Source organism: Sphingorhabdus wooponensis (genome assembly GCF_003933235.1).
In the GTDB taxonomy this organism is placed as follows: Bacteria; Pseudomonadota; Alphaproteobacteria; order Sphingomonadales; family Sphingomonadaceae; genus Sphingorhabdus_B; species Sphingorhabdus_B wooponensis.
In genome coordinates this window covers 1-2,861 of record NZ_RWJI01000007.1, presented here as the reverse complement: position 1 = coordinate 2,861, position 2,861 = coordinate 1, and the positions used below count along the sequence as shown (strand labels likewise).

The window sequence follows — 2,861 nt, the reverse complement described above, 5'->3', positions numbered from 1 at the left end:
GCGCAGCGATGTCCGCCACGGCGGTGGCTGCTTGGACCGCAACGAGCGCAAGCTACAACAAGGCTGCGGCGGCCTCTGCTGCCACCATCACAGCGTCGGGCTATAATATCGACGTTTCGGCGGTCACCGGCACGACAGGCTGGACGGTTACGAACAGTGGGAATGCAAGTGCGGTAACGCTGACGGGTTCGGGATTTGCCGATACACTCACCGGTGGCCAAAATGCAGATACCATCACTGGCGGTTCTGGTGCCGACACGTTAGCGGGTGGTTGGGGTAATGATACGCTGCGCTTTGTGAGCAGTGCTGAACTGGCTGGTGATACATCAGTAGACGGCGGCTCTGACATTGACACCATCTACATCACGGCAGCGGACAGTGACGTTGTGGACGCCGAATTTGCGAATGTTACTGACGTCGAGCAGTTGCAACTGACCGGCGCCTCCTCGGTGACGCTTGGTACGAGGGCGACGATGGTCACCCTGAATACGATCATTACCGGCAATGACACGACGTCTGTAACCCGGACAGATAATACTGCTACGACAATTGATGCGAACAGCCTTGCTAATGATAAGGTTCTTACGATTGACGATGACGGCACGACCACCAATTTCACCGTCAACAATCTAACCGGCGATCTCGTCGCGACGGATGTATTGGGAACCATCGCCGTTGACCTCAATGACAATACTACAGATAACGATATCTCAATTTCTATTGGCCAGGGTAATGCAACCATCTCGGGCGGTCACGCATCGGACACACTCACTGTTGTCCAAGCCATGTCTTCTAGCTGGGACCCTGTGTCGAGCACAGTTGACCTAAGCGGTTCCGCTTCTAACGTAGACATCACGGTCGTTAGCGGCATTCAAACCATTAAGGCAGGTACCGGCGTGTATTCTATTCGCACGGGAGCCGGGGACGAAACCGGTTTGGACCATGTTGAGTTCACCGTTGCCAGTTCGGCCAAGGCCAACATTACCCTGACGGGCTCTGACGCCGATGTGATGGCGCGCATAAGCACGTTTCTAGACTATAATGACGACGTGATTGACTTCATCGGTACGGATACTGTCGGTGCCAACATTTCTAGCGGGGGACTGACAACCAACGCTTCCGGCTTCATTACCTCGTTTGGAGCGGGGGCATCAAGCACACTCGCGGAAAAGATCGCGACAGTCCGCGCTGCTCTAGATGGTCTAGGCAATAACAACGTCATAGCCTTCACGCACACCTCTGGTGGCCAGACCGATACCTATGCTTATGGTACAGGTACCAGCGCATCAAATGATGATCAGATTGTGCGCATTGCAAACGACAGTCTTAACTCTGTGACAGCGGGCTCCGGCTTCGTACTGACCGTTGCGCCTCCGTCCAGCGCAATGACGTCGCACACATCTTTACTTCCTAATAATAGGACCTGGTACGATGCTAATGCACTAAGTGTCACGCCCTCTGGGTTTATACCTGGAAACGACGGTAGCCCAACAGGAGGCGACGGCGTGAATGGAACAACGAACCAGTTGATCCGAAACGGGTCTGGCAATTTCGGCACACAGATGGGTAGTGGCGACGATTATTCGGTGGCAGTTTCGGTACCGGCTGGCTTGTGGTCCAGCGGCCTCGACATGTTCGGGACGAACTACACGACTGTTTACATGGGTAGCAACGGGTACGTGACCTTCGGATCTGGGTATTCGGGATATGTTCCGTCAGGCATTGACGGCTTTACGCGCTCGCCCATGATTGCGGCCCAGTTTGACGACCTCTACACTGGCGCGGGGACCCGTAATATCGCTGATGGCGCAGGCTCGGGTACTTCGCTGAACAGTCATAACATGTATTATTATTCCACTCCGGATATGCTTGTGTTCACGTGGGACAACGTCAGTTTGTATGCAAATGGCGTTTCCGATAGCCAAACCAATGCAGGAGGGAAGGGCTCCGCCTTCCAGATTATATTTCATAAACTTGATAATGAAATCCCTGCTTCCACAAGCTTTGGCATTGAAATCCGTTACGAAGAAGTATCGCAACAATATGCAGGTGCCACAGCGGGTTGGACCGCGGGTGATCGGGTTAACTTCAGCTTGATCAATCCTACCAAAACGAACCTTTTCAGTATTGCTGGATCGGGATCGAACGTTGACGTCGCCGGGGTTTGGGCATGGCAAGTTGAGGGAGGGTACATGGTTTCCGACTCTTACCTTCCTGACGTTGGCCTTACATCCGCTAAGGATACCGCGGCTATTACAGTGCGGGGGATCACAGCCGACCCGGGTAATTATTTGCTTGGTGGCGAAGCTGCGAGCCAATTCACGATCAGCAGTACGGGGACCAACGCGGCCAAGCTCACCACAATTTCCAATGCAACCTTTAATTTGTGGAAGGATGCCTATGTGGATATGGAAGCTACCGTTACGGTCACACCGCGGACTTCAGGCAATGTGGCCGGTGCGACGGATACAATCGATGTTCTATTGACCCGTAATCTCGATGGCGATGCGATGCCTGGGGATGCCGATAAAGCGGTGCGTACAGCAGGCTCTAGCACTATAACGGTCGCAGGGGGCGGCGTATTGACCGATGCTGCCGACAGTGATCTGGGCGCAACGATTGTGGTGGGTTCTGATACCTTCCCCACCATTACCACGATTACGGCCACCGGCAGCGGTTCGACCATCAATGTAAGCCACCAGTCGGAAGGCCTCACGCTGAACGGTAACAGCGGCATTGATACGATCACGGGTGGTTCGGGGAACGATACCATCACTGGCGGAGCCAGCGCGGACAGCCTTGTTGGTAATGCGGGTGATGACGTTTTCATTATTGCATTGGCTGGCCAACATGCCGGTGGA

At 54.1% G+C, this 2,861-nt stretch carries 1 protein-coding gene; it reads left to right on the top strand.

Features of this window, described 5'->3' with window-relative positions; genetic code table 11:
• Nucleotides 1–2,861: nidogen-like domain-containing protein (locus tag D7D48_RS10535; RefSeq protein ID WP_342769827.1), on the top strand; the 2,861-nt coding region annotated here is incomplete at both ends.